The sequence below is a fragment of the Ahrensia kielensis DSM 5890 genome, from assembly GCF_000374465.1.
In the GTDB taxonomy this organism is placed as follows: Bacteria; Pseudomonadota; Alphaproteobacteria; order Rhizobiales; family Rhizobiaceae; genus Ahrensia; species Ahrensia kielensis.
This window is the reverse complement of sequence record NZ_KB894528.1, coordinates 329381-351519: the sequence shown is the minus strand read 5'-3', so window position 1 is coordinate 351519 and position 22139 is coordinate 329381. Positions and strand designations below refer to the sequence as shown.

21 protein-coding genes are annotated in these 22139 nt (G+C 48.9%); 7 read left to right on the top strand and 14 right to left on the bottom strand.

Annotation, left to right across the window (positions count from 1 at the left end):
* Positions 1-34 precede the first annotated feature (34 nt).
* Entirely contained in the window at positions 35-451 is a 417-nt protein-coding gene (mscL, locus tag C504_RS0101625) for a large conductance mechanosensitive channel protein MscL (protein WP_026317132.1), read from the bottom strand.
* 198 nt (positions 452-649) lie between these two features.
* Here mscL and C504_RS0101620 point away from each other — a divergent pair, with 198 nt between their 5' ends.
* Positions 650-4153, top strand: coding sequence for a PAS domain-containing hybrid sensor histidine kinase/response regulator (locus tag C504_RS0101620; protein WP_018687554.1), 3504 nt, complete (start codon positions 650-652; stop codon positions 4151-4153).
* Between the two features lie 4 nt (positions 4154-4157).
* Here the strand turns inward: C504_RS0101620 and C504_RS0101615 are convergent, their stop codons facing one another.
* From C504_RS0101615 to C504_RS18220, 6 genes are all read right to left on the bottom strand, one after another.
* The gene (locus C504_RS0101615; protein WP_018687553.1) at positions 4158-4850 is read right to left on the bottom strand and encodes a response regulator; all 693 of its coding nucleotides are present in this window, start codon (positions 4848-4850) and stop codon (positions 4158-4160) included.
* Positions 4851-4931: 81 nt separating this feature from the next.
* Positions 4932-5234, bottom strand: a complete 303-nt coding sequence (locus tag C504_RS0101610; protein ID WP_018687552.1) for a hypothetical protein — start codon at positions 5232-5234, stop codon at positions 4932-4934.
* 69 nt (positions 5235-5303) lie between these two features.
* Positions 5304-5804, bottom strand: a complete 501-nt coding sequence (locus C504_RS0101605) for a lytic transglycosylase domain-containing protein (RefSeq protein WP_018687551.1) — start codon at positions 5802-5804, stop codon at positions 5304-5306.
* Positions 5805-5950: 146 nt separating this feature from the next.
* Positions 5951-6709, bottom strand: coding sequence for an N-acetylmuramoyl-L-alanine amidase (locus tag C504_RS0101600; protein ID WP_018687550.1), 759 nt, complete (start codon positions 6707-6709; stop codon positions 5951-5953).
* Positions 6706-7419 carry a J domain-containing protein gene (locus C504_RS0101595; RefSeq protein ID WP_026317130.1) on the bottom strand — a complete coding sequence of 238 codons (714 nt, stop codon included), beginning with the start codon at positions 7417-7419 and terminating at the stop codon, positions 6706-6708. Before C504_RS0101595 ends, C504_RS0101600 begins: the two co-directional genes overlap by 4 nt.
* Before the next feature lie 134 nt (positions 7420-7553).
* Positions 7554-8213 carry a hypothetical protein gene (locus tag C504_RS18220; RefSeq protein WP_052323623.1) on the bottom strand — a complete coding sequence of 220 codons (660 nt, stop codon included), beginning with the start codon at positions 8211-8213 and terminating at the stop codon, positions 7554-7556.
* A 162-nt stretch (positions 8214-8375) separates the two neighbouring features.
* On the opposite strand from C504_RS18220, the gene C504_RS0101585 reads away from it, so the two are divergent.
* Both C504_RS0101585 and C504_RS17010 read left to right on the top strand, forming a co-directional pair.
* Positions 8376-12026, top strand: coding sequence for a hydantoinase B/oxoprolinase family protein (locus C504_RS0101585; RefSeq protein WP_018687547.1), 3651 nt, complete (start codon positions 8376-8378; stop codon positions 12024-12026).
* Between the two features lie 57 nt (positions 12027-12083).
* Positions 12084-12542, top strand: coding sequence for a lytic transglycosylase domain-containing protein (locus C504_RS17010; protein WP_018687546.1), 459 nt, complete (start codon positions 12084-12086; stop codon positions 12540-12542).
* Here C504_RS17010 and C504_RS0101575 read toward each other — a convergent pair.
* Both C504_RS0101575 and C504_RS0101570 read right to left on the bottom strand, forming a co-directional pair.
* Positions 12539-12982 carry a VOC family protein gene (locus C504_RS0101575; protein ID WP_018687545.1) on the bottom strand — a complete coding sequence of 148 codons (444 nt, stop codon included), beginning with the start codon at positions 12980-12982 and terminating at the stop codon, positions 12539-12541. The two genes, C504_RS17010 and C504_RS0101575, sit on opposite strands and share 4 nt — an antisense overlap.
* Before the next feature lie 10 nt (positions 12983-12992).
* Complete coding sequence (locus C504_RS0101570) at positions 12993-14366, bottom strand: serine hydrolase domain-containing protein (RefSeq protein WP_018687544.1); 1374 nt, start codon at positions 14364-14366, stop codon at positions 12993-12995.
* 164 nt (positions 14367-14530) lie between these two features.
* On the opposite strand from C504_RS0101570, the gene C504_RS0101565 reads away from it, so the two are divergent.
* Positions 14531-15346, top strand: coding sequence for a glycoside hydrolase family 25 protein (locus C504_RS0101565; protein WP_018687543.1), 816 nt, complete (start codon positions 14531-14533; stop codon positions 15344-15346).
* A 33-nt stretch (positions 15347-15379) separates the two neighbouring features.
* Complete coding sequence (locus tag C504_RS0101560; protein WP_018687542.1) at positions 15380-16555, top strand: lytic murein transglycosylase; 1176 nt, start codon at positions 15380-15382, stop codon at positions 16553-16555.
* Positions 16556-16602: 47 nt separating this feature from the next.
* On the opposite strand, the gene C504_RS0101555 is transcribed toward C504_RS0101560, so the two are convergent.
* On the bottom strand, positions 16603-17169 hold the full coding sequence (locus C504_RS0101555; protein ID WP_018687541.1) for a TetR/AcrR family transcriptional regulator: 567 nt from the start codon (positions 17167-17169) through the stop codon (positions 16603-16605).
* Positions 17170-17223: 54 nt separating this feature from the next.
* Between C504_RS0101555 and C504_RS0101550 the strand changes: the two genes are divergently transcribed.
* A complete protein-coding gene (locus C504_RS0101550) occupies positions 17224-17631 on the top strand; it encodes a RidA family protein (RefSeq protein WP_018687540.1) in 408 nt (135 codons plus the stop codon).
* A 3-nt stretch (positions 17632-17634) separates the two neighbouring features.
* Here C504_RS0101550 and C504_RS0101545 read toward each other — a convergent pair whose 3' ends face one another.
* The 4 genes from C504_RS0101545 to C504_RS0101530 all read right to left on the bottom strand — a co-directional run bounded on the left by C504_RS0101545 (position 17635) and on the right by C504_RS0101530 (position 21672).
* Positions 17635-18855, bottom strand: a complete 1221-nt coding sequence (locus C504_RS0101545; RefSeq protein ID WP_018687539.1) for an alanine racemase — start codon at positions 18853-18855, stop codon at positions 17635-17637.
* A gap of 213 nt (positions 18856-19068) precedes the next feature.
* Entirely contained in the window at positions 19069-19656 is a 588-nt protein-coding gene (locus C504_RS0101540) for an FMN-dependent NADH-azoreductase (protein ID WP_018687538.1), read from the bottom strand.
* A 94-nt stretch (positions 19657-19750) separates the two neighbouring features.
* Positions 19751-20665 carry a methylenetetrahydrofolate reductase [NAD(P)H] gene (metF, locus tag C504_RS0101535; protein WP_018687537.1) on the bottom strand — a complete coding sequence of 305 codons (915 nt, stop codon included), beginning with the start codon at positions 20663-20665 and terminating at the stop codon, positions 19751-19753.
* Positions 20665-21672, bottom strand: a complete 1008-nt coding sequence (locus C504_RS0101530; RefSeq protein ID WP_371179694.1) for an ArsR/SmtB family transcription factor — start codon at positions 21670-21672, stop codon at positions 20665-20667. Before C504_RS0101530 ends, metF begins: the two co-directional genes overlap by 1 nt.
* A gap of 82 nt (positions 21673-21754) precedes the next feature.
* Between C504_RS0101530 and C504_RS17005 the strand changes: the two genes are divergently transcribed.
* Entirely contained in the window at positions 21755-22138 is a 384-nt protein-coding gene (locus C504_RS17005) for a DUF2293 domain-containing protein (RefSeq protein WP_156815823.1), read from the top strand.
* The last annotated feature ends 1 nt before the right edge of the window (position 22139 follow it).

Below are 22139 nucleotides of genomic sequence, written 5' to 3'. Positions count from 1 at the left end.
ATTGCCGGGATTTTTAGATTAAAGATTCAAGTGATTACTTCTTCTTTAGAAGGTCACGAATTTCTTCAAGCAATTGAACATCAGCAGGTGGTGCCGCTGGCACTTCAGGTGCTGGCTCTTCTTTGCGCATCATGTTGTTGACGGCTTTAACCATCAAGAAAATGATGAAAGCGAGGATAAGGAAGTTAATTGTCGCTGTGATGAAGCTACCATAGGCCAAAACCGCGCCCTGCTCTTTAGCGGCATCCAGCGTGTTTGCAGTCACTTCAGATGAAAGACCCACAAAATAGTTGTTGAAGCTCAAGCCACCAAAAATGGAACTTACGACTGGCATAATAACATCGTCAGTCAATGATTTAACGATTGTGCCGAAAGCACCACCGATAATAACACCTACCGCCAAATCCATCACATTGCCTTTGGCAATAAACTCTTTGAACTCACCGATCATTCCCATTGTATATTCCTTTTGATTAAATCGTTTAATAAAATTGTATCATTTTGAGAACACTCGTAATGCAACTGCTCTGGAGTTGCAAATATTTAACAAATTCATAAACACATACGACAACCTGCCAGCAAGCTTTCATATTGCGATAATTTCGCTCATATTACCCGCCGTAGTAAAATTGGCGGGCGGGGAAACGACATGCAGGGCTGGCTTATCGCGTTGGCGGCATTCATCTATTTGGCAATGCTTTTTGCCGTTGCTGCCTATGGTGACCGGCAAACATCGACGCATTTGTCGCGCCCACGACCATTTGTCTATGCATTCTCCTTAGCCGTTTATTGTACTTCATGGACGTTTTTGGGTTCCGTCGGCGTTGCTGCTGATCGCGGATTTGAATATTTTGGCATTTATGTTGGGCCAATATTGCTCTTTACCGTCGGGTTGCCGCTGGTAAAGCGCATTGTTCGGCTCAGTAAATCAGAACGCATAACGTCAATTGCTGATTTTCTGGCTGCACGCTATGGCAAAAATGCCCGTGTTGCTGCGCTCGCGGTGCTTATCGCGATTATTGGCACCGTGCCCTATATCGCTCTCCAGCTCAAAGCCATTTCTGACACCGTGACCTTGATGGTGACGCATTATAATGTTTCAGCCGACAGCACTATTTTGAACTTTGATGTCGCGTTCATCGTCGCGATAACATTGATTATATTTGCCATTCTATTCGGCACCCGCCACGCCGATGCGACCGAACACCAAGACGGCCTGATGCTTGCCGTCGCACTCGAATCTATCATCAAAATCGTCGCCTTTATTTTTGTTGCAGTGGCCATCACCTTTTTTCTATTCGATGGTTCAACCGCCATTTTAGAGGCTTTCAAATCGAACGCCGAAACGCAGCGCGCAATCATCAAAGGCAGCTCGCTTAGCACATGGCTCGTGTTGACAGTACTCAGTGCTGCGGCTGTCATCGTGCTACCGCGCCAGTTTCACGTGATCGTTGTCGAGAACAGGTCAGAGGATGAACTCAATCACGCCGCGTGGATTTTCCCGATCTATCTGATCGCCATTAATGCGCTCGTCATGCCGGTGGCCATTGCTGGCATGCTTTATGTTAAGGGTGGCACGCCCGCCGATCTTTATTTGTTAGCCCTGCCCCTACAAGCAGGCCATGATTGGCTTGCAATGGTTGCCTTTATTGGTGGGCTTTCAGCAGCCACAGCGATGGTTATTGTGGCAACTGTCGCTCTTTCCATCATGATTTCGAACAACATCATTATCCCCTTATTGCTGTGGCGTTTTGGCGGTGTTTTACAAACATCGGGCAATAATTGGTCGAATGTCATTTTGAATATGCGGCGCATTTCAATTGCTGTCGTTATCTTTGCAGCCTTTGCCTATTATCAGCAAACGACACAAAGCGCACCGCTGGCCGCGATTGGGCTTCTTTCATTTGCCGCCATGGCGCAGTTTGTTCCCTCTATGCTCTTCGGGCTTTATTGGCGAAAAGCCAATGCGCGCGGTGCCTTTTTCGGCATGCTCGGCGGTGCAATAGTTTGGTCCTATACGCTGCTCATTCCAGCGCTCTCCTCGCCAACAATTGCGTGGATACAGTCCGGCCCTTTCGGCATAGCCGCCCTTCAACCACAAGCCTTATTTGGTGTGCAGCTTGAACCGCTAACCCACGGCGTTTTGTGGAGCATTGGCATCAATATTTTGCTTGTGATTATTGGCTCACTCTCGCGTGCTTCAACGCCACTTGAGCGCGTGCAGGCAGCGACATTTGTCCCCCGCAGCCAGCAAGCCAGCAGTGAACTCAAGCGGTTTACAACCACGGTAACGGTTGATGAGGTCAAAGAGACCGTTGCGCGCTATGTCGGCATAGAACGTATGCAAAGAGCATTTGCTACTTACGAAGACCAAGAAGACAAAAAGCTGGTCGGCAGTAATATCACCGATGTTAATCTTGTGCGTTATGCTGAGCAAATACTCGCAAGTGCCGTTGGTTCGTCTTCAGCGCGTCTTGTGCTGGGCCTACTTTTAGAAAAAGACGGCATTTCGCCCGATGAAAAAATCCGGCTTCTTGATGATGCATCCGAAGCGCTTCAGCAAAACCGCGATCTATTGCAAATCGCGCTCGATCAGATGGACCAAGGCATCACGGTTTTTGACAAGGACTACAAGCTCAAGAATTGGAACCGCCAGTTTAGGCATTTGCTCAATCTGCCCGCGAAATATGGTCATTTTGGCATGCCGCTCAAAGACATTGCAGAAGCCCTTCTTGATCACGGCGAAGTAAGCACCAATCTGCGCGATGATTTTGTTAGCCATATTAGTCAAGCAAGTTCGGCCTGGTTGCTCCCACTTGCCAAAAGTGGACGCATTTTAGAACTTCGCTCTAACCCCATGCCTGACGGCGGTTTGGTCGTCACCTATACGGACATTACAGGGCGGGTTGAGGCCAATGAAGCGCTGGAGAGATCAAAGCAAAGCCTTGAGCAGCGTGTGCAAACCCGTACCGCAGAACTAACCTCTGTGAATGAAGCGTTGGCAAAAGCACGCCAAGAAGCTGAAACGGCAAATATCGGCAAAACACGCTTCCTTGCAGCGGCGGGTCACGACATTAGCCAGCCGCTCAATGCGGCGCGCCTTTATACAGCGTCCTTGGTGGAGCGCACGGTTGATGTTGAACATAGGCACCATGATATTGCCTTGAAAATTGATGCAGCCCTTAGCTCTGTCGAAACAATCATCGGTGCGGTTTTAGACATTTCGCGGCTTGATGCGGGCGCATTGAAGGCAACACGCGCGGCGTTTGAAATGAACCCGTTTCTTGATCAACTGCGCAATGATTTCTTGCCGCTTGCCAAAGAAAAGAACTTAGAACTTATCGTTCTTCCGTCCAGTACAATTGTTGAAAGCGACCGCGCATTGCTCATGCGCGTTGGCCAGAATTTAATTTCCAATGCGCTCAAATATACCCGCAAGGGCAAAGTGCTGGTCGGTGTGCGCAGATATGGGAGCGCCTTAAAACTATGTGTTTATGATACGGGCATCGGCATTCCAGAACACAAAGTGGACTCCGTTTTCAATGAATTTGAAAGGCTCAGTGAAGGCGCGCTGATCGCTCGCGGACTAGGGCTTGGCCTATCAATCGTTGATAGAATATCCCGTGTCATCGGGTCAGAAGTGGAAATCCGCTCTGCGCCGGGCGCAGGCACAGCCTTTATGGTGTCATTGACTGCTGCCAGCGCAGCCTCTCTGCCCAAAACGAAAAAGAGCCCCAAGCAGACGACGCAAGCCAATTTACTGGGCGGGCTTAACATTGCTTGTATCGATAATGAACCGTCCATCGTTGAAGGCATGTCAGTCTTGCTTGATGGTTGGGGCGCCAGCACGATTTGTGCAACAAATATTGCTGAATTGAGCAGCAAGCTTGACGATGCACCTCACCCACCGAACGCCATTATTGCCGATTATCACCTCGACAATGAGGACGGCATCAGTGCAATTGCGACAGTGCGTGAAAAATTTGGTGCAGATCTGATGGCGATTTTAATTACGGCAGATCGTTCAAACACGATAAAAGCGCTTTGTGCGGATGAAAACATCTCGCTCCTCAACAAGCCACTTAAACCTGCTGCCTTGCGCGCTTTGCTCCACTCAATCCCGCGTGAAAAACCACATGAGGCAGCCGAATAGTTACTTAAGAAGCGCTGTCATTTTGGCTATTGCTGTCTCGCAATATATCCGCGCCAATTTTTGACAGGCGAATAACGGCCTGCGTGCGGCTATCAACATCGAGTTTTTGTAGCACAGCAGACACATGCGCTTTGACCGTCGCTTCAGAGACACCAAGCTCATAGGCAATCTGCTTGTTCAAAAGCCCTTCGGCAAGCATACCCAGCACACGCGCTTGCTGCGGAGTGAGTGTTTTAATGCGTGCAATCAAATCGACAATTTCTTCATCTTCATCGCCTGCCGGAGACAAATCGTGCGGCAGCGCAATGTCACCCGCCAGAACGCTGTTTACAGCTTCTCTGATTTGGTCCGTTGATGCTGATTTAGAAATAAAACCGGAGGCACCAAGCTCAATGGCACGGTGTACCGTGAGATGATCATCGGACGCAGAAACAATAACAACGGGTACGGATGGATAAGATGCGCGCACAGATACAAGCGCAGAAAGACCCGAGGTGCCGGGCATGTTAAGGTCTAGAAGCAAGAGATCGACCTCATCATGCTCTTTTAAAGCTGCCATGGCGCTTGAAAAATCATGCGCCTCGATCATCTGGTTGGGTTCAATTCCATCGCCGATATGATCGCAAATAGCCGACTTAATAGCGTCGCGGAATAAAGGGTGGTCATCTGCAATGAGAACGGTTGTTGGCACAAGCACACCTTAAATTGTGAACAATGGGGTTCTTATGCGGTCTGCAGACCGCCATCGTCAAGTCAGGTGCGAACTAAGTCTATGTAATTATCCACGAAAAGCACGTGCAATACGCGGCAAGCGCATGACAAACCAGATGACAACCCACACATTTCCCAAGAATGGAATCGGTATAATCCAAAATAAAGCTTGGCGATTGCGTTCAACCAAAACGATAATGACGGCAAACATCAGGAAGCCGAAATAAAGATCAACAAGCGTTACAATGCCCCACGGGTCTGTGGACAACCAGCGGCCTGCCTGTGAAAAATTGCCCTGAAACAGCGCCCAGACAATGAGCGCAGCAAACCCAGCACCCAATATTGCCAATAATGTTCTTAGCAGTCCCATTTCATCACTCCATATTTAAGCAATGAAATAGGACACGCTCAGAATTTGTCTAGCAAATGCAGCGCAATCCTAGCGAAGAAGCCGCTGTACTTTATTACAATAGTTCTGCGAAATAGGATTCATACGCTTGGCACCGTGGCCAGCATTGTAGCGCAAAATAGTGCCGCATGTGCTTCCGCTTGCCAGTTGGCGCGCTTTGCCAAGATATTTCATGCCATATTTGATGTTCGTTTCAGGATCGTAAAGTCCTTTGGCAGAACCACGATAACCAACCAAACGCGCTGTTGGCAGACGTAATTGCATCAAGCCGATTTCGCCAGCTGCACCGCGTGCGCTTGGCTTATAGCTGCTTTCAGAAAACACCACAGCATGTGCAAGGCCGACAGGAATATTGTTGGCTTTGGCATGGCGTGAGATAATCGCGTGGTAAGGCTTACCCTTGCTGGAAAACTTTGCGCTGACTTCTGTCTTTTTTGACACTTTTGTTGAAACTTTGGCGTCTTGTGTGGTTGCACAAGCAGACAACGTCACTGCCACGAATAGTGAAAGAACAAACTTATAAATTTTCAAACTGAAACCCTCGATTAACGCAATGTGCGATCAGCGGGCGGAGTAACGCTTGGTAATGCGAAGCGTCCACTCAAATAACGAATCAGTTTGTAACAAACCGATATTGATAATTTTATTTAATTCAAAGACTTATGAGAAATATCGACTTACGGCAACGCGCTCAAGAGGCGGTGCAATGTATCAATCGTTGACATGTCAGCGACACCGTCAACACGTTTGGGACGGAAATGGCGTTGAAACGCTTCGACAACGCCCTTGGTTTTTGCATCGAAAACACCGTCAACATCTATGCGGTAACCATAGAGCCTAAACATGGCCTGCAAAGCTTCAATGGGCTGGCCCGTTTCACCTTCGCTAAAATAACGTCCACCTGCAATGGCCGTTGGCTCTGTCCAGTGGCCGACACCCGCTTGCGCAAGTAGTTTCCAGTCAAAATTCTCACCTGGGTCTAATTTGCGTATCGGTGCCACGTCGGAATGAGCCAGCACATGCGCGGCAGGAATTGCGTAGCGTGACAAAATCGATTGGCAAAGCTTAACAAGGCTAGCCATTTGCTCTTTAGGGTAATCTGGCAAACCAGCAGGATGACCACCATTGACGATCTCAATGCCAATCGAGCGCGAATTGGTATCCTCTTCGCCTTTCCAAAAGCTATTGCCGGCATGCCAAGCACGGTCCGCCTCACGCACCATTTGTACAACACGCCCATCTTCATGGACTATATAATGCGAAGAAACTTGGCTTTCCTCGCTACAAAGCCATTCTTGTGCGCCCTCACCGCTATCCATGCCCGTATAGTGCAGTAGCAACATATCGATTGCGCGATCATCTTTGCGCGGCCCAAAATTGGGCGATGGGCATATTTCAGCGGTTTCAAAATCGGCTTTAAATATTTCAGGCATCATAGGCGTTTCAAATCTGCTTCGACCGAATGCCAAGCATCATTAATCGCAGCCATTCGGTCTGTAGAAATCTTCATGAATTCCATCGGCAGGCCGCGCGCAAGAAAATTATCCGGATGATGTTCACGCACTAAGTCCATATAGACAGCGCGCGCATCGCTATATTCGACGCCAGGTTTCAACCCCAAGATTCGATAAGGATCGCTTGCGCCCTTATCGACATGCCGCGATAAAATGCGGTCAAACTCGGCATCTGAAATCGAAAATATCGCTGCGACTTCTTGCAAAAACGCCAATTCATTACTGTGTAATAAATTATCGGCTTTAGCGATGTGGAACAAACCGTCGATGATATCGCGCAGGATTGGGCAGTTCTCGCCTTCTTGTGAGCTGCATAAATTGGCAAGCTGCGCAGCATAGGAGTCAAAGCCTGCCACGTCTTGTTTCGCCAAATTGTAAAGCATGGATACCTGATCGGCATGCTCTTCGGGTATATCAAATATTTCTTTGAAAGCATCGACTTCGGATTGCATAACCACACCGTCGGCCTTTGCCATTTTGGCAGAAAGCGCAATCATGGCGACCGAAAATGCAACACGGCGGCGCGTCTCAGGATCGCCTTCAAACAATGTGCGAACGGCTTCAATCACTGCACTAAAGGCAGGGATAGCCGTAGCAGACACGAAATCAGTTATGCGAACCCAGATAGACATTTGGCGGCGCTTTCTTTGAATCGCGTCACTCATAATGCAATTGAAAGAAAAGTTTAAGTAAAACTTCCGTGGCGGTTCTTAAAAAGTTTAGCCGAGGTAAAATCGCCGCGCCAAAGAGCGCGGCGATAAACTAATTATTGAGCTTTTGGCTCTTCAACAGCAGATTTCACTTCATCAGTAGCATCTTTAACTGCATCTTTGGCAGCTTCTGTTGCTTTTGCAGCTGCGTCATCAGTCGCCTTTTTCAGTTCTTCAGCTGTTTGACCTGTTTCTTCTGCACCAGTTTCAACGGTTTCCTTAGTCGCGTCCATCACGTCGCTGGCTTTTTCTTTAGCGCTATCAGCCATGTCACCGGCTTCTTCTGTACCTGTGCCAACAGTCTCTTTGACAGCGTCCATCATGTCGCTTGCTTTTTCTTTTGCGCCATCGACCATGTCACCGGCTTTTTCAACGGCATCATCTGCTACTTGGCCAGCTTTCGCTGCAGCATCGTCTGCCATTGTTTCAGCGCCTTCAACCAATTCGCCGGCTTTAGTTGCAGCGTCATCAGCAGCTTCTTTGACGGTATCAACAGCTTCTTTTGCCATGCTTTCAGCATCTTTAGCCACTTCACCAGCTTTTTCAGCGGCATCATCGGTTGCTTTTTTTACGCTTTCGGCTGCATCATTAGCTTTTTCAGTTGCTGTCTGTGCTGCACCCTCAACATTTTTCTTCGCTTCTTCAGCTTCATTGCTACAAGCACCTACGGCCAGCAAAGCGAGAAGGGAAACAGATGCAATCAATAATTTTTTCAACTTAAGTCTCTTTCGTTGGCGCCATATCGGCGCGGTTTAGTTTAACAATCTACATATGTGATATACCTAATCTAATTTCAACAAAAACACACGTTTTAAAGTTAAAATCATTGGTTATACCAGATGTACTTGAATATTATGCATTAGAATATGGAGTATTTTATGTCGGCAAGTCGTTGGGACTTTTGGATTGATCGCGGCGGCACATTTACGGATGTGATCGGGGTTGAGCCCAGCGGCGCGTTACATAGTCACAAACTTCTGTCTGAAAATCCTGAAAGCTACCCTGATGCTGCCGTGCAAGGGATACGTGATCTGCTTGGGATAAAAGCCAATGATCCCGTGCCATCTGAAAAAATCGGCACAGTTCGCATGGGAACAACAGTTGCGACAAATGCCTTGTTGGAGCGCAAAGGCGATAAAACCCTGTTGCTGATCACGAAAGGCTTTCGCGATGCATTGCGTATCGCATATCAAGCGCGGCCCGATATTTTTGCCAAAGAGATAATTCTGCCCGAACAGCTTTATGAGCGCGTGATTGAAGTTGATGAACGCGTCTTAGCGGACGGCACGGTTGAATTGCCTTTTTCTAACAATGCGCTCGAACAGCAGCTTGCCGATGCAAAAGCCGATGGTATCGACAGTGTCGCAATTGTTTTCATGCATGCTTGGGCTTTCCCAGCCCATGAAAAACTGGCCGCAAATATGGCGCAGCAATGCGGCTTTTCACAAATTTCCGTGAGCCATGAAGTCTCGCCCTTGGTAAAACTTGTCGGACGCGGCGACACAACGATTGTTGACGCATATCTTTCACCGATTTTGCGGCGCTATGTGGAGCAAGTTGCAGGCGCTTTAGGCATAACAGATGATGCAGACAGCCCTCGCCTGCAATTCATGATGTCATCGGGCGGTTTGACGGCGGCAGAACGTTTCCAAGGCAAAGACGCGATCCTATCTGGCCCTGCTGGCGGCGTGGTTGGCATGGTAGAAACCTGCGCGATGGAAAATTTCGATCATGTCATCGGCTTCGACATGGGCGGCACGTCGACCGACGTTGCCCATTATGCTGGTGAATATGAACGTGCGTTCGACACCGAGGTTGCTGGCGTTCGCATTCGTGCGCCCATGATGCGCATTCACACCGTAGCCGCTGGCGGCGGTTCAATCTTAAAATATGAAGATGGACGTTTTCAAGTTGGGCCAGAATCTGCAGGAGCCAATCCTGGGCCTGCCTGCTACCGGCGCGGCGGACCGCTCACGGTCACAGATGCCAATGTTATGCTTGGCAAGCTCGACCCTCACTTCTTTCCTCCGATTTTTGGGCCGGACCGCGATCAACCACTTGATGCAGATATTGTGCGTGAAAAGTTTGAGTGCCTTGCCGCAGATATTGGCGACGGGAAATCGGCCGCCGAAGTTGCCGAAGGTTTTTTGACGATTGCCGTTGAAAACATGGCGAATGCGATCAAGAAAATATCCGTGCAGCGCGGCTATGATGTGACGCACTATGTTCTTAATTGTTTTGGCGGCGCTGGCGGCCAACATGCTTGCCTTGTTGCTGACGCGCTCGGCATGACATCAGTGCTTATTCATCCATTGTCGGGTCTGCTCTCAGCTTATGGCATTGGATTATCAAAAACCTATGCGGCACGCCAACATGCCCTTGTTCAACCGATGCACGAAGATGTGCGCGCTGAAATGACAGGCCTTTTGAATCGCTTGGAGCAAGATGTTCAAGCAGAACTTACACAGCAAGGCGTTGAACGCGGCCGCATTGCGGTTCAGCAAGCATTGCATATTCGCTATGACGGCACAGACAACACGATTGAAGTTGCCTTTAACGGCAGCGATCTTAAAGCTGCAAAGCTTGAATTTGAAGAAGCCCATAAAGCGCAATTCGGGTTTATTTCAGCTGGCCGAAAACTCATTATTGAAGCGGTCGGCGTTGAAGCTATTGAGACTTCAGAGGCAAAACAGTCCAATGACAATCATGATGCCGCAGCTTCTTATGAAGCTACACCTGCACAGGAAACACATATCTTTGCGGATAATGATTGGCATCAAGCCAATGTGTTTATGCGGCAGGAACAAACACCGCACGATCAACGCTTGAAAGCGGGCGCGACACTAAACGGCCCTGCGCTGATTATTGAAAATAACCAAACGATTGTCGTTGAAGCAGGCTGGCAAGCGCGATTAACAGCAAATGATATTATCGTGTTGACCCGCGTTGAAGAAAAATCACGCCTCGCGGCAGTTGGCACAAAAGCTGACCCTGTGATGCTGGAAGTGTTCAACAATCTATTCATGTCCATTGCCGAACAGATGGGTGTCACACTTCAAAACACCGCCTCCTCCGTCAACATTAAGGAACGTCTAGACTTCTCATGCGCGGTATTTTCTGCCGATGGTGCATTGGTTGCCAATGCGCCGCATATGCCTGTGCATTTGGGATCAATGGACCGCTCTGTTGAAAGCATCATTCGGCAAAACCCTAATATGAAACCGGGCGATGTATATGCGCTCAACGCGCCTTATAATGGCGGCACACACCTACCCGACATCACGGTTGTCACGCCTGTGTTTTCTGATGATGAAACCGAAATTCTGTTCTTCACGGCGGCACGCGGACACCACGCAGATGTTGGCGGCATGGCACCCGGTTCAATGACACCGCGTGCAACCCATGTCGACCAAGAAGGCGTTTTGATTGATAATTTCAAATTGGTTTCTGAAGGCACATTGAATGACGAAGCGTTTCTGGAGATAATGACAAATCATCAATATCCAGCGCGAAATCCGCAGCAAAATCTTGCTGACATCACGGCGCAAATCGCGGCCAATGAAAAAGGCGCAGCCGAACTTCGGCGCATGGTTACACAGTTCAGCCTGCCCGTTGTGCAAGCTTATATGATGCATGTGCAAGATAATGCCGAGGAAAGCGTTCGGCGTGTTATCGACCGTTTGAGCGATTGTGAAGCGGTCTATCCAACGGACAATGACCAGCAAATCGCGGTCAAGATTACCGTCGACAAAGAGCGTCGTGAGGCCACCGTCGATTTTACCGGCACATCGCCGATGAATGGTAATAATTTCAACGCGCCGGAACCTGTTACCCGCGCGGCGGTGCTCTATGTTTTCCGCATCATGGTGGAAAGCGGCATACCAATGAATGCAGGCTGCCTGAAACCGATCAATATCATCATTCCAGATGGGTGCATGTTGAAGCCGACCTATCCGGCAGCGGTTGTGGCTGGCAACACCGAGACATCGCAGAACGTCACCAATTGCTTGTTGCAAGCGCTTGGCGCAATGGCCAACGCGCAAGGAACGATGAACAATTTAACATATGGCAATGCGGAATATCAAAATTATGAGACCATCTGTTCTGGCGCACCAGCTGGTGCCATGAATAATGGCCGCGGCTTTCATGGCGCTTCAGGGGTTCACACCCATATGACCAATACGCGTATGACTGATCCTGAAATATTGGAAATGCGCTTTCCTATCGTTGTTGAGGATTTTTCCATTCGTGAAAGTTCTGGCGGCAAAGGCAAATTCAATGGCGGTGATGGTACGCGCCGTGCCTTGCGTTTTACCAAAGATATGGATTGCGCCATCCTTTCCTCGCACCGTTATCATGCGCCTAAAGGCATTAATGGCGGCGGTGATGGGCAGTTAGGCAAGACTGAAGTGCAGCGTTTGGACGGCACAATAGAAGTTTTGAAAAACGCAGATCAAACCTTCGTTAAAGCTGGTGAAATCGTGATCGTTACAACGCCAACAGCCGGTGGCTATGGCAAAAAGAATTGACCATTCTTTTTCCTTATTCTCACGTCATAAGCGGCGTGGGAATAAGGATATTTGCCAATGCATCGCCGCCACTTTCTATATGCCTTTTTGTTTCTGCCTGCCGCTTGCGTGAGTGCGCCCAAACCTCAAATCGAACCGCGTGCTGCTGAACAAGCAGTGCCGACAACGCTTGACCATCATATTGCTCAATATGCATCTTTTTATGATGTGCCAGAAAGTCTGGTTCACCGTGTCGTCAAACGCGAAAGCACTTATAATCCCAAAGCGCGCAACGGGCCTTATTATGGATTGATGCAAATCTTGCCCGCAACGGCGCGTACAATGGGCTTTCAAGGCGCACCGAACGATCTATTGGACGCTGAAACGAACCTTAAATATGGCGTCAAATATCTGCGCGGCGCTTGGCTTTTGTCCAATGGCAGCCACGACCAAGCAGTCAAATGGTATAGCCGCGGTTATTATTACGAGGCTAAAAAGCGCGGCATGCTGGTCGAAACAGGGCTTCGGCCCGGCTAAGTCCAATTTTTACCATCTTCATATTCGGCCGGACCTTTGATCTCTAGCATATTTCCAAACGGGTCATGAATATAAACCGAATGTCCCATACCGCGTGCACCGCCGTGAAATGCCTCGCGAATGATCTTCACATTGTGCGCTTTTAAATGATTGCGCATTTCCTCATGGTCGAATGTCGTTGTCGCAATACACAAATGATCGACATTACGGCCGCCTTTGACCTTCGGGGCAGCATAGGCCGCACCTGGATTTGTGATGTCTTGCAGGACAATAAGAGCGCAGCCACACCAGAGCTGTTCCATGCCTAAGGTTGGGTAAGAGTAGCCTATCCTTGCTCCTAACACTTGCTGATAAAACGCTAAGGCTTTGGGCATATCATCAACGATGAAGACCACATGATCGAGACCCACAAGCGAAAATGGAGGCGTTGATTGTTCCATTAACCCCACCTCATTTGGTTGCTTGAATAACTGCTTCTGCCAATTTGCCGGGCATATAGCCGACATTAGACGGCGTCAGGCCAAGGCGAACAATAACGATGTCATTTTCCGGTATAATCGCAATCGACTGCCCATCATGGCCTGCTGCCCAAAAAGTTCCTTGCGGCAATTCACTCACCTGCGTTTCACGTTCGGCAGGCGGCAAGCGCCATAGATGTCCACGGCCATATTTACCGCCCGATGCAGGATGTATGTCGGTCATCCAATCCACATAACCGGTCGGCAATAAGGAAACACCATTCCACGCGCCGCGCTGCAATAATAATTGCCCGAAACGTGCCCAATCCCGTGCTGTGGCATATAAGTAAGAGCCGCCGACAAAATTGCCTGCTGCACCCTGCTCTAAGACGGCGCTTGCCATGCCAAGCGGCTCAAACAATGCTTCTGATGGAAATGCGTTGGCATCTTCGCTCTTTGCGACAGCATTTTGCCAATATTTGGAAAGGATAACGCTGCTACCGGACGAATATTCAAAAATATCCCCTGTCGGTTCTGGCGTTTCAGCATCAATCGGCTTGCCCGCCGCAAAGGCTGCCATATCCTCTTCAAGATAGAGCATACGTGTTACATCAGACACGGAACCATAGCCTTCGTTCCATTCCAGATCGCTCACCATCGCCATTAGATCGCGTACGCGAATGACATCGCGGTTATCACCGCGCCAGCTATCGAAATTGAGTGTGTCATCAACGCTCAAAATTCCGCGCTTTTGAGCAACGCCAATCAGCGCCGCAGTCACCGTTTTGGTCATTGACCAGCCGAGCAGCGGCGTTGTTTCATCAAAACCGTCAGCATAACGTTCAGCGATAATGCGGCCGTCTTTGACAATCACGATAGCCCGCATGCCCTCACCTGCAAGTGCCGGATCGTTGAGAACAGCTTCTAGCTCTTGGTTCGTTTCTGTGGTGACTGTGTTTCCTTGCGGCCATTCATCATTGTTCAAATCAACTTTCGGGGCAATGAAGGCATCATGCGCACCAACAATGCCAAGCTGGCGTGCATCAGGAACGATTGTGCAGCCGCGTTCTTTTGTTCCAAAGGCGAGCCCTTTACCAATAAAACCAAAGAGGCCAGTTCGCACGACCGTTGTGCCCGCGCGTTCATCTATTGAATAGCGCATCAGTTTAAGCAGCGGATGGCCTGGCGCCTGCACATCAATTTTAAGAACATCGTCAGGGTTGCGGCCCGTTAAAACGACATTGGAGCAGATCATTTTTGCCGTGTAATTTGCTCCAACACGGATCAAATCCGGCGGTGCAATGGTGAGCCAAGCAAGCCCCACTATAATCAACAAAACTAAGCCGCTTAATATTTTTCGTAACATGTTTTCCGCCAGAATTATGGTTAATCAACGATTAACGGAACGTTGCTATAGGTCAAGAAGGTTCAAAAATAGTCGACAGACAAAATAGCATTACACTTCTTGTGCCACTGGTTTGCCAATATTCAAAACCATAAGGTGTCACTGGGCTAAATGATGGGCACATTATGAAATTTGATTCGGTACGAAAGCACCTAGGACTTGGCGCTGTGATTTTCAGCATGTTTTCACTTAGCGCATGTACATCTGTAGATTATGCAGGTCTATCGCCGAGCGTAAGCACCGTTTCTGCAAATCCCAGATATGGTGACAGCGATCCCATCACCTCATGGCAAGGCGGTGCACCATTTGGATTTCCAATCCACGGTGTCGATGTTGCAAAATATCAAGGCGATATTGACTGGCCAACACTCAAGCAACAGGGCATCGAATTTGCCTTTATCAAAGCCACTGAGGGCGGTGATGTACTGGACCCTATGTATGCCAAACATACCAGCGGCGCACGGCAAGCGCGCATTGCCAGCAGCGCTTATCATTTTTATTATTTTTGCACCCCAGCGAAGAAACAAGCTGAATGGTTCATCCGCAATGTACCGCGCATAAGAGGCTCCCTGCCCCATGTCTTGGACATGGAATGGAACCCGCATTCTCCGACATGTAAACTGCGCCCTCCGGCAGCAAAAGTGCGCCATGAAATGGAAATTTTCATGCGCACGATCGAACGTCATTACGGAACACGGCCGATAATTTACACGACGGTCGATTTTCACGAAGAAAATTTAGCTGGCCATTTTAAGAACGATTCCTTCTGGTTACGCTCGGTTAAAGCACATCCAAAGATCACTTATCCCGGCCGCTCATTTGTGTTTTGGCAATATACGGGCACTGGCCGCGTTAAAGGTGCCACGGGTGATATCGACTTGAATGTTTTTGCAGGGTCGCGCGATCAATGGCGTGACTGGGTTAAGCGCTCATCGCGCTAAAATTAATTCTTAAATTTACGTGGGAACTGAACAATGAATTTGATGAAATCCGTTTTAATCGCAGGCGCTGCGACCACAATACTCTCAACAAGCGCTTATGCTCAAAGCTGCGGCGGTGACTTTAACGCTTGGCGCTCCCAGATGGTTGATGAAGCCAGAGCCGAAGGCGTTTCAGGCGCAGGCATTCAAGCGATGCAAAATGCGAAGATTGATCCAGCAATCCTGAAAAAAGACCGCGCTCAAGGTGTTTACACCCTTGATTTCGTCGAATTTTCACGCCGCCTTATCAGCCAAAACCGGATTGATAACGGACAAAAGAACCTTAAAAAATATGCCTCTGTTTTTGAGCGCGCGCGCCAAGAATATGGTGTTGCGCCAGAAATCATTACATCGTTTTGGGCATTTGAAACCGATTATGGTGCAATTCAGGGCGACGACTTAACAATCAATGCGGTGACAACACTTGCGCATGATTGCAGGCGTCCAGAACTGTTTCGCCCACAATTGATTGCGCTGGCCAAATTGATCGATCAAGGCATCGTTCCTGCCGATGTTACCGGCGCTTGGGCTGGCGAAATCGGGCAAATTCAAGTTCTGCCTGCTGACTATTTGACCAAAGGCCGTGATGGCGACGGCGATGGAAGAGTAGAACTTAAAACATCTGCGCCCGATGCGATTATGACGGCAGCTAATTTTCTATCCAAGATTGGCTGGCAGGCAAACCAGCCTTGGCTGCAGGAAGTGACCGTGCCCAATGAAATGGAATGGTATGATGCAGGCTTGCACAAACGCCTTCCGGTTTCAGAATGGAAAGCGCGCGGCGTTAGCGCCCGTGGCGGCTCTTTGCCTGCCAACCTTGAGGCGAGCCTTGTTTTGCCCATGGGCCGCAAAGGACCAGCGTTTTTGGCCTATCCAAACTTCACAATCCTGCTGGAGTGGAACCAGTCACTTACCTATGTGTTGACGGCTGCCTATTTTGGCAATCGTCTTGGCGGCGCACAGATTTATAATGCAGGCGCAAACCATAACGGCCTACCGGCTGCAAGGCTTAAAGAGTTGCAGGTTAAGCTTAGCGCCGCTGGCTATGATGTTGGCAAAGCCGACGGCATACTTGGTGCAGGAACACGCGCAGCGGTGCGTGAAGTGCAGCACAAGAACGGCCTACCAGCAGACGCTTGGCCAACCGAGATTTTGTTCAATCATTTATGATTTTCAAATGATGCATCGATGGGCTGCATGAAGACGTGTGAATGAGATTATAAAACCGAACGGAAAATTGCTGAAACCTGTTCGGTTGAGGGCTTTGGCCCTTGGCCGGTCGCATACATCAATGCGATTCCATCAATAAGGCCTGCACATGTCTCTATGGGAACATCGTCTTTTCCATCGGAAACAAGCTTTAGAAAAAACGCGATGGGCCTGCGCGCGGCCGCTGTGAGTTTATCCCCCACCCCTGATAAATCATCACGGCGTGCAGCCGCTAATGTCAGCTCCATACGTGCTAAAAACAGATGCCGCGAGGAATCTGCATAGGAAGCAAGCTCATCAGCAACATAAGCGACGGCTGCATCCATGCCATTTTGCGCAACTTTGTCAGCAAAACCGACCTGCAATTCATCGCAATCTTTTTCCAATAATTTTGCCAAATGATCCGCTGCGGCAATCAAAAGATCAGTCTTCTTTGAAAAATAGTAAGATGTTGAACCTTGCGGCAGGCTCGAGATTTCATCAACCGCACGATGCGTCATCCCCTCCAAACCCTTACTGGCTAAAAGGCTAATCGCTCCATTGAGCATCGTTTCACGTCGTGCAGCTTTATTCATTGACAGCTTTTCTCTACATATGTAGAGATTTCCTTTTCCAATATAGAGTTTAGTATGACACAAGCCATTACCAGATTGAACCCTTCCACACTGCCAGATGCAGGTGAAATGGGATATTCTCAAATTAGTATCGTAGAGCCAGGCCGTATGGCCTATATCTCAGGCCAAGTTGCATGGCGGCCAGATGGCCTACCCGTTCCAGAAAGTTTAGAAGAGCAAGCCAAGATTGCTGCATTGAATGCTAAAGCAGCACTGGATGCGATTGGCGCAAACCCTGAAAACATTGTCATAGCGCGCATTTTCATGGTGGATTTAAATCCGGATACGCTGAACCAGATTTTTCCTGCCATACTGGATATGTTCGGCGGCGCGAAACCATGCATCACAGGTGTGGGCGTTGCATCGCTTGCTGCACCAGACCTTAAAATCGAAATTGAATTGACTGTGCGTTTGCCGAACTGAGTTCTAATCTCCCATAGTCTCAAGGCTGGCACGGCCTGTTGGCGCTTCACCAATTTCGAATGCGTTTTCAACTTCAACGAATGTATCTGGGTAAAAACCGTTGAAGTGAGAACGCAGCGAAAGCGAATAAGCGCCAATATTGCCAATCTCAATCCAATCTCCGGTGTCGATTGTTTCCGGCAGATAAAATGGCCGTGTCAAAATATCAACGGAATCACAGGTTGCACCGCACACTTTAAATGGGACGATCTTTTCTGGATCGCCATTGCGACGCCTAATTGTTGGGTCAGGTATAATTCGCGCTGGCATCGTCATTTTGCCGGTCCAGCTATCCGACAATGACGCCCAAATGCCATCATTGATATAAAGGCGCTTACCTTTACGCAGCAGCACGCGCACGATGAGCGAGAAGGCCCGTGCACAAATCACCCTGCCCGGTTCGGCAACCAATGGCAGGTCATCAAAGTCATATTCTTTAACGGCCCCATCAATGCTCTGCATGAGCGCTTCTAAGCCGGGGGTAAAATCATTTGTTTTCTTTGGGTCACGGCCATAATCGGCAGGAAATCCACCGCCGACATCAAGCCCCACCAAGGGAACATTGGCGCGTGTGCGCACCCAATAAGCCGATGCAATTGCTTTTTCATAGGTGTCTGCATCTTCGATCTGGCTTCCCACATGAAAACAGATGCCTGTTTTAAAGCCGATACGGTGCAGCCTTCTTAAAAGATCGACGGCATGGCTTGGCGCAGCACCGAACTTTTTGGAAAGCTCATAGGCTGCGTGGCCCTTGGTTTGCAGGCGCACAAAAACCGTGACTTGCGTGTGATCAATATCAATGGCGCGGCAAACCCGCAGAACTTTGACGATCTCATCTTCATGATCAACGACGAGTGTGCGAATTTTGTAATGTTCAAGCGCAAGGCGAATATCGGACTGTGCTTTGACCGGATGCATATAAAGCATTTCTGCATCGGGCGAATATTTGCGTACAATTTCAAATTCGGCTGGGGATGCCACGTCGAACGCCGTGACGCCTGCATCAACAAGCGTTTTGATCACCATCGGCTCGCCGTTGGTTTTCACCGCATAGGCGGTTTGTCCAGGAAACAGGGATTGGAAGCGCTTTGCGTCCTCGATCAATACGTGCGGGCGAAAACAATATACGGGCTGATCTGGCCTTAGAGCCAACGCTGCCTCAGGGCCGTCCAAATACCGATCCATATTTCGCTCCCGCAAATCACAACTGATTTGTGAAACCTAATGCAGGGCCGAGTGATGCGCCACCCATAGCGTGATGTGCGGCTCGAACATTAACCGCTTAATTCATTTTAAGCCGAAATCGCTTTGAACGAAGAATACGGGCGGCGCTTAAATAAATACCGCGAATGTGGGCGTAAACATTCGCGGTATATCGTTCTTACGAACTTTTAGAAATTAAGCGGCCAAACGCTCGATTTCAGCATTGGCTTTTGCAAGAGATGCAGCTTCATTTGCCACAAGGCCGTCTGCAGCAATGATTTCAACATCTGTGATGCCGATAAAGCCGAGAACTTGGCGAAGATAAGGTGTTGCAAAGTCGTATGGGCTATCAACAGGCACGCCGCCTGAAGCGATGACCACATAGGCTTTTTTGCCTTCAAGAAGACCTTTTGGCCCTGTTTCAGTATATTTAAATGTGTCGCCTGCGCGGCAAACCATATCGATCCAAGCTTTAAGCGCGGCAGGTACAGAAAAATTATATATCGGCGCGCCGATTACGAGAACATCGGCTGCCTTTAGCTGCTCAACAAGCTTGTCGGACAGTTCCAGATCCGCCTTTTGTTCAGCGTTACGGTCTGTCTTTGGTGTCCAGTTTGCGCCGAGCCACTTTTCATTTACGTGCGGAATAGTCTGCGTTAAATCGCGTTCCTGCACGTCAAAATTTCCGCTCTTATTGAGCTTTGCAATCAGCTCTTTGCTAAGATCGCGGCTATGGGAATTCTCATGACGGGCAGATGATTGGATAGAAAGAATTGTAGGCATTATGGTCTCCTTGGAAGGTAATTCTGGAGACCATATAAGCGCTATGATTGTTCACACTAGGCAGCGTTTCGGCGACAGACTGTTCAACGTTTCCTTATGCTGCCCAAGCTGAATTGTCATTTCCCTTAATGCCGATCAGCTTACACAAGGCAAAAACAAGGTCTGGCCTGTTCATCGTATAGAAGTGAAAATCGGTCACGCCGCGGTCAACAAGGTCCGTTACTTGATCTGCGGCAATGGCGGTTGCAATCATCGCATGGGTTTGAGCATCGTTCTCAAGGCCAGAAAACCGATCCGCTAACCAAGCAGGTACATTGGTTTGGCACCTTTGTGCAAAATTGGACATGGCTTTGAAATTATGGATTGGCAAAATACCCGGCACGATTGGCACATTGATACCAGCGGCACGCACACGCTCAACATAGCGCTCATACAAATCGTTTTCGAAAAAGAACTGCGTAATCGCGCGGTTAGCACCATTGTCGACTTTGCGCTTCAACATTTCTATGTCTGCATCAAAGTCTGGGCTTTCGGGATGTTTTTCAGGATAGGCTGCCACTGACACATCAAAATCTGACGTGGCTTTGAGGCCTGAAACCAGATCAGCGGCATTTTCATATCCGCCTTCTGTTGGCACATATTGAGTACCCATTCCCGTTTCAGGATCACCGCGCAGCGCAACAAATCTGCTGATACCCATCGACGCAAAGTCGCGTATGACTTCATCAACTTCTGCTTTGGTCGAGCCAACACATGTCAAATGCGCAGCAGCTGGCACACCAGCCTGTTCTAAAATTTTGGCAAGCGTGCGCCTTGATGGATCGCGGGTGGAGCCACCTGCGCCATAGGTCACTGAAATGAAATCCGGTGAAAGCGGTGCCAATTTTGTAATTGTTTGCGCTAATGTTTCTTCCATCGCATCATTTTTGGGTGGAAAAAACTCAAAGGAAATGCGCAAGTTACGCTCTTCAGCAGCACCATGCGTCCGCGATAATACTGATCCGGTCATTATGCTAATTTCTCCACATGTGCAGTATCTGCAATTTCAATTCGTTTGTCTTCGGCAGCCCAAATCATGACGGTCAAAGGATTGCCGTCATTGGTGCCAGAGGATTTAATTGCTTTTGACGCGATTGACTGTAGCCCTGCTTCTTTAAACCAGCCCTCGATGGCCTTGGTTTCAAAACCGAGGCGTTGATGCTGGTGTTCCTGACGCAGAAACTCCATTTCATGCGGTGCAAAATCCACGACGACCAACCGGCCAGACGGCGATAGGCTTCGCATGGCCTCGCGCATCGCAGCTGCCGGATCATCCAAATAGTGTAGCACCTGATGGATGACGATTAAATCATAGGCGTTGCGCTCGACGGGCATGTTGTAAATATCGCCAAGCCGAACCTCGACATTGGACAGTTCTGCGGCTTCAAGATTTGAGCGCGCAACGCCAAGCATTTCGCGGCTGGCATCAATACCAACAGCAGAACGATAGTAAGGAGCAAATAGCTCAAGCATGCGCCCAGTGCCCGTGCCAATATCAAGCATGTTGTTGAATGGACCCCTGCCTGTAATTTCAAGCAGTGCTTTTTCAACATCACCGTCAGCGGCATGCAACATGCGCAGCTTGTCCCAGCTGGCAGCATTTTTGGCAAAATATTCTGCAGCAGCAGCACGGCGTTTTTGTTTCACAGATTCCAAACGCTCAAGATCACGCTGAACAACGGGATCTGTGGGCTCAATGGCTGCCAATAATGAATGCACAAGGTCAGCCTTGGTGCCGGAAGATACAAGCCGGAACAGCGCCCATGAACCTTCCTGCCAGCGGTTTATCAATTGTGCATCAATGAGCAATTTCAAGTGGCGCGAAACGCGTGGCTGAGATTGGCCAAGAATCGCGGTAAGGTCTGAAACGGTCAAATCGCCATCGGCAAGCAAACGCAAAATGCGCAAACGGCTTGGCTCCGCAATGGATTTAAGGCAATCAACATAGGGATCGATTTGAAACATAGCACTCTCAATTAAATGACATAAACATATCTTTATATCACAAACGTATTTGCTACAAGCACCATATTGAATGTTACCAATAGATAGTTGAATTATGAGCACACGATTTCAAGTTGAAATGTCCAAAGCTTTGAACGCATTGGTGCCCCATGCGCCGCTCAGCGAAGTGATCGCCATTAAGGATATTGCCCGCAAACGCCATTTACGGCACCTGCCCGCTGATATTAGCGCTTGGCTGGCGGTGACGACACATGTGCGCCACAACCACACCGATTATGACGAATTGCTTGATGAGGGCTATGACAGCGATAGTGCACGCCACTTTGTGCTGGATGCGATGAATGATGTCTTGCGTATCTGGGGTTCAACGCGCCTGATTGATGCGGATGAAGATGAGCTAACGCTTATGCGCAGTCACAAAACAAATGTTGCGCATGAAAATGAAGGTGATGAAGATTTTGATGATGAGCCAGAATAGG